Below are 6,362 nucleotides of genomic sequence, written 5' to 3'. Positions count from 1 at the left end.
TATATCAACCCCCACAATACAACACTTTCCCCCACCCCGCCGCTCTCGCTTTGGGGCTTGTTACGGGGTTTTTGTTTTCGGCCGGGGGGCCCCACGCCCCCCCGGCCGTTCCTGCTCCGCAGGCTGTCCTGCAACCCTCATCGGGAACGGCCGGGTGGCGCCGTGCGGTTGGACGGGCCGCACGGGGTCTCGGGCGAGGAGTGGCAACGACCGGTGTTCAGGTAGTTGCGCCACCCTCCGTATTCGGTGATATCGGTTGCGTCGCGGGCGGATTCGTAGTCGCAGGCGAAGCCGGTGACCCAGCGTCCGGAATCCAGTTCCACCTTTCCCAGTGTCATCGGCGCCGGCAGAGTGCTCAGGAAGGTGCCGAGGGCCGCCGGGGAGAGCCGGTACAGTTCGCCGGGCAGCGCCCGGCCGGCGTCCGCGCCGACCCGGAGCATGCCGGGTTTGGGTGGTTCGGCGGGTAGCGCGACCATGCGGTACGCCGCCGAGGTGACGACCTCGCCGAGGAATCGCGCCTTCGCCTGCTCCAGTTGGTGATGCAGGGGCAGGCCGCGCAGATGGGCGCCGACGACCAAGAGGTCGGTGCCGGTCCCGGTGAGCAGCGGGGCGGGCGTATCCAGCAGCCGGGCGGCCAGATCGATGCCCACCTGGTCGGCGAACGCCGGAGTGATCAGCATGACGCCGAACGGGTCGCCCGTCGCGGTCTCCTCGCCCGGGACCGCGACCGCGGCCAGGTCGAGAAGGTTGCAGAAATTGGTGAAGGTGCCCATCCGGCTGTTGATCGCCACCGGTTCGGCGGTGACCGCGGCGATGGTCGGATGCTCGGTGGTGGTGGGCAGGAGCAGGGCGGGGTATTCGGCGAACAGCCGGCGCGCGGCGGCGGCCGCGACGGCGAGACGTCCGAGGTCGGTGACGTATTCGTGGGCGGCGGGCCGCGCCGCGCCCGCGACGATCCGCGCGACCACCGGATCGGCGCCGTCCGGTTCGCCGGCGAGGAATTCGCCCATCGCGGCGTAGCGTTGGGCGACGATCGCGCCGTCGTAGAGGAGTCTCGCGGCATCGAGCAGTTCGCCGATATCGACCGTGGCGACCTCGCCGCCACCGGCCCGCCAACGCGCGACGGTGGCGTCGAAGGCGGCCCGGTAGGCGGGGGAGAGGGCGGCCAGGTTGTGGTCGGCGGGGATCGCGAGGGTGGTCCGGGCGGGGGCGCCCAGGGGCGTGTCGGCGGGCCAGGTGCGGGATCGGGGGTCGGCGGGGTCGGGGCCGATCATGGCGGCGGTCACCTCGGTGGCGAGGGCCAGATCACGGGCGAAAACGGTGACCGCGTCGTAGTCGGGGCAGGCGGGGGCGACACCGGTGGTGGAGACCAGGCCCAGGGTCGGTTTGACGCCCACGATCCCGTTGAGCGCGGCCGGTACCCGGCCCGACCCCGCGGTATCGGTGCCCAGCGCCGCGTCGACCATGCCGAGTGCGACCGCGACGGCCGAGCCGGAGCTGCTGCCGCCGGAGACGCGGTCGGGGAACAGGGCGTTGCGGACCGCGCCGTACGGGCTGCGGGTACCTACCAGGCCGGTCGCGAACTGGTCGAGATTGGTCTTGCCGAGCACGAGCGCACCCTGATCGATCAGCCGGGCCACAGCGGGGGCAGTGTGCTGCGGTGTCGTGCCGAAACCCGGGCAGGCGCAGGTGGTGGGGATACCGGCGACGTCGATATTGTCCTTGACCGCGAGCAGCACCCCGGCCAGCGGCAACCGCTCGCCCTGCGCGAGCCGGGCGTCGAGCGCGACGGCCTCGGCCGCGACCTCGTCCTCGCCGCGCAAGGTGATCCAGATTTCGGGGCGATCGTGCTCGCGGATGGTCCGGTAGGCATGGGCGACCTTGTCGGCGATGCTCCCCGGCGTATCCGTCGCCGGTTCCGCTAGCGGTAGTTGCTCCATGGTCATGCCGCTCCTTCTGTTTCGATGGCGACCAGAGGTGCGCCTGTAGTGACTTGGTCGCCTGCCGCGACGGTGATCGCGTGCACGGTGCCGGAGACCTCCGCGACCACCGGCAGCTCCATCTTCATGGCCTCGAGCACGAGCAGGGTGGTGCCGGCCTCGACGTGCTCGCCCGCGGCGACCTCGACCCGCCAGACATTGGCCATCATGGGCGCCGCCACGATATGGGCGCCCTCGGGCAGGTCGAAATCCTCGGCGGGTTCGGGCTCGGCGGCGAGATCGGCCTCGGCGTTCAGTTCGCCACTGGCCTCCCAGCGCTGCCGTTCGGCGGTGAACGCGGCCTGCCGGTGCTCCTCGGTAGCGGCGATATCGGTCGCGTTGTCCCGCAGGAACTCGAGGTGGTCGGCCATCGCGAATTCACCGACGCTCGTGCGCATCGCGTAGCGGCCCGCCGCCATATCGGCGCGCAGGTCCAGCAGTTCCTCGGCCGCGACCGGATACCAGCTGATCCGGTCGAAGAACCGGAACAGCCACGGCTTGCCGGCCTCGAAGGGCGCCCGCTGGCGGTAACCGGACCAGATCGGGACGGTGCGGCCGACGAGCTGGTAGCCGCCGGGGGATTCCATGCCATAGACGCAGAGGTACTTGCCGCCGATACCCACCGCGTCGGACGGGGTCCAGGTGCGGGCGGGGTTGTATTTGGTGGTCACCAGGCGGTGGCGGGGATCGAGCGGGACGGCCAGCGGCGCGCCGAGATAGACGTCGCCGAGACCGAGCACCATGTACTGGGCGGCGAAGACGATATCGCGCACCTCGTCGATACTGTCCAGACCGTTGATCCGGCGGATGAACTCGATATTCGACGGCAGCCAGGGGGCTTCGGCGCGGACACCGCGACCGTAGCGTTCGATGGCCTGTCCGATGGTGGGGTCGTCGAAGGACAGCGGGAGTTCGAGATGGCGGCTCGGGACCCGCAGATCGGCGGTATCGGGGATATCGTCCTCGAGTTCACCGAGCAGCCGCACCACGGTGCGCTGATCGATGACGTCGGGGTCGAAGTGCAGGTGCAGCGAGCGCACGCCGGGAGTGATATCGATCAGGCCGGGGATAGCGGCCTGTTCGAGGCGGTCGCTCAAGGCGTGCACGCGCATCCGCAGACCCAGATCGAGTTCCCTCGGGCCGTAATCGATCAGCACATTGTCGTCGCCGCCACGCAGGTATTTCACCTCGGGGGTGCCGCTTCCGGCGTCGCGGCGGCCCAGGACGCCGTTGTCCCGCTCCCGGGACCCGAGGAGTCCGGGCGTGGGCAGGCCCCGGCCACGTAGGGCGGGTGAGGAGCGGAAGGGGCCGGTGCGGTCGTCGCCGACCGGGACGAAACGTACCTGGTCACCGGGGCGCATCTGACCGAGTTTCCAGCGATGCGCGGAGACCACGGTGAGCGGGCAGGCGAAACCGCCCAGGCTGGGACCGTCGGGGCCGAGCAGGATCGGGGTGTCGCCGGAGAGATTGAGCGCGCCGACGCTGTACGGGCAATCGTGCAGGTTCGAGGGGTGCAGGCCGGCGTCGCCGCCGTCGGTCCGCGACCAGGTCGGTTTCGGGCCGGCCAGGCGCAGGCCGGTGCGGTTGGCGTGCGCCTGCACCTGCCAGGTGGCGTCGTAGAACCGGTCGATATCGGCGGGGGTGAAGTAGTCAGGGGCGGGCTGGGGCCCCTCGCCGACACCGACATACCAGGTGTGACCGAATTCGGGGCGTTCGCCCGCCGGGATCGGCGTGGGCTCCAGCAGGCCGCCCGCGTCCGGTTTGAGGCCGAGGATATCGCCGGTGGCGACGGCGCGGCCGGTGATACCGCCGAACCCGCCGAGGGTGAAGGTCGCGGCGCTGCCGTGATAGTCGGGGGCGAGGATGCCGCCGCGGACGGCGAGATAGGTGCGCAAGCCGGTGTCGTGAGGCGCGCCGATATCGAGGACCGAGCCGGCGGGGACGGTGACCGGCTCCCACATAGGGACCGGCCGATCGTCCACGGTCACGGGGGCTTCGGCGCCGGTCACACAGACCACGGTGGTGTCGGTGCAGCGGATCCGCGGACCCAGCAGCGTGGCCTCCAGGCCGTTCTCGCCCAGCGAGTTCCCGACGGCGTGGTTGGCGAGCTGGAAGGACAGATCGTCGAAGGCGCCCGACGGCGGGATACCGACGCTCCAGAGTCCCAGGCGGCCGGGGAAGTCCTGGATGGTGGTGGAGACACCGGCGCGCAGGATCTCCAGGCGGGGACGGATGGTGGCCAGACTGCCGAGGGTCGCGGTGGTGTGCCGGGCGTCGAGCATGGGGGAACTGGTGGCGGCGGCGCGCAGCTGGGGCAGGTTGGTGGTGATACCGAACACGCGGGTCTCGTCGAGCGCGGCGCGCAGGCGGTGCAGTGCCTCGGTCCGGCTCTCCCCGGAGGTGATGATCTTGGCGATCAGCGGGTCGTAGTAGGGGCTGATCTCGGTACCGGTTTCGACCCAGGTCTCCACCCGGGCCGCCGTGGCGGGGATCTCGACACCGGTGAGGGTGCCCGCGCCGGGACGGTAGTCGTTACCGGGGTCCTCGGCATAGACGCGGGCCTCCACCGCGTATCCGGTGATCGGCGGGCCGGAATCAGGGATCTCGTCGAGAAATGCGGAATCGCCACCGGCCAGGCGCAGCATCCACTCGACGATGTCCACGCCGGTGACGGTCTCGGTGACCGGATGCTCCACCTGCAACCGCGTGTTCACCTCGAGGAACGAGGCCTCTGCGCGGTCGATGTCGTAGATGAACTCGACCGTCCCGGCGGAACGATAACCGACGTCACCGAGCAGTTTCCGGCTCGATTCGAGGAGTTGCTCGCTCACGGTGTAGCGGAGCCCGGGGGCGGGCGCCTCCTCGATGACCTTCTGGTTGCGCCGCTGCAGACTGCAGTCGCGGGTGCCCAGGGATACGGCGCGACCGCGGCCGTCGCCGAAGATCTGCACCTCCACATGGCGGGCCCGGGCCACGAACCGCTCCAGATACACCGCGGAGGAGCCGAAGTTGTGCTGCGCCAGACGGATCACCCGCTGGTAGGCGTCGGTGAGTTCGCCGGGCCCCGCGCACGCGGCCATCCCGATACCGCCGCCGCCCCCGGCCGCCTTGAGCATCACCGGGTATCCGATCCGCTCGGCCTCCGCCAGCGCTTCGTCGAGCCCGGTGAGCAGACCGCTCCCCGCGACCAGCGGCACACCCGCCGCCGCGGCTGCCCGGCGGGCACTGTGCTTGTCGCCGAAGAGCCGCAGATGGTCGGCGGCAGGCCCCACGAACGCGATACCCGCGGCCTCCACCTCCGCCGCGAAATCCGCGTTCTCGGAGAGGAATCCGTAGCCGGGGTGAACGGCCGTGGCACCGGTGGACAGCGCCGCCTCGATCACCGCGTCCGCGCGCAGATACGACTCGGCGGCCGGGGCCGGGCCGAGCCGGACCGCGCGATCGGCCATCCGCACATGCCGCGAACCCTCGTCGGCATCGGAGAACACCGCGACCGTCTCGATACCCAGCCGCCGGGCGGTACGCAGGATGCGACAGGCGATCTCACCGCGGTTGGCGATCAGCAGGCATTCGGGCAGCGGCGTATGCAGCGGTGTATACAACTGCGGGGCGGTCTCGGTCACGGTCGATCCTCTCGGCGTGGACAGTGCGGCTACCGGAGTAGCCGGGAAGTTCAGGTCTTGGTCGCGCGGGCCATGCGGGTCAGCCGGCGCACCTGACCGGCGCGGTCGGCCACCACGCGGCGGGACTGGTCGATATGGGCGAGGAGTTGCTCGCGGGCGCCGGTGAGATCACGGTCGAGGACGGCCTCGCCGATGGCGATGTGTTCCTCGATGGTCGCGAGCATGCGGTCGGGGGTCAGGTAGTCGAACATCCGGACGGGGCGTATCCGGGCGTTCACCGTTTTCAGGGCGTCGGTGAGGGCGTGGTTGCCGGAGGAGTCGAGCAGGACGGTGTGGAACTGTTCGTCGGCGGCCACGAAACCGGCGTCCGGGTCCGGGGGCGCGGTGCGGAAGGCGCGCCAGCGATCGATCTCGGGTCCGAGGACGGCCCGGTCGTGGCCGAGGTCCGGATCGTCGAGGACGCGGGCGATGCCCTGCACCTCCAGAGTGATCCGCAGCTCGTAGTAGTCGCCCAGGGTGTCCAGCCGCGGCCGGTAGGGGAACAGTCCGGCGTCGTGGCGCTCCACCAGACCGTCGGCCTGTAAGCGGGCCAGCGCCTCGCGGACCGGAGTGCGCGAGACACCGTAGCGTTCGGCCAGCCGTTCCTCGCCGAGCCGCTCCTCCGGCCCCAGCGCACCGGACATGAGTTCGTCGCGCAGCGACTTGTACACAGCGTCGCTGCGAGATTCGCGTTTACCTCGTGGTTCCGTCACGCCGCGCA

At 70.6% G+C, this 6,362-nt stretch carries 3 protein-coding genes; all 3 read right to left on the bottom strand.

Annotated features, from left to right (window positions below; genetic code table 11):
- Positions 1–137 precede the first annotated feature (137 nt).
- From atzF to ACLML9_RS09470, 3 genes are read right to left on the bottom strand one after another with little or no spacing between them, the layout of a single operon-like run.
- Positions 138–1,940 carry an allophanate hydrolase gene (atzF, locus tag ACLML9_RS09480; RefSeq protein WP_411945153.1) on the bottom strand — a complete coding sequence of 601 codons (1,803 nt, stop codon included), beginning with the start codon at positions 1,938–1,940 and terminating at the stop codon, positions 138–140.
- A 2-nt stretch (positions 1,941–1,942) separates the two neighbouring features.
- A complete protein-coding gene (gene uca / locus ACLML9_RS09475) occupies positions 1,943–5,602 on the bottom strand; it encodes an urea carboxylase (RefSeq protein WP_411945151.1) in 3,660 nt (1,219 codons plus the stop codon).
- Positions 5,603–5,652: 50 nt separating this feature from the next.
- Positions 5,653–6,354 carry a GntR family transcriptional regulator gene (locus ACLML9_RS09470; protein WP_411945150.1) on the bottom strand — a complete coding sequence of 234 codons (702 nt, stop codon included), beginning with the start codon at positions 6,352–6,354 and terminating at the stop codon, positions 5,653–5,655.
- Positions 6,355–6,362: the final 8 nt, after the last annotated feature.

The sequence above is a fragment of the Nocardia sp. NPDC002869 genome, from assembly GCF_046764065.1.
GTDB lineage: Bacteria > Actinomycetota > Actinomycetes > Mycobacteriales > Mycobacteriaceae > Nocardia > Nocardia rhamnosiphila.
Note: the sequence above shows the minus strand (reverse complement) of the source record. Positions and strands in the feature narration are given on the sequence as shown.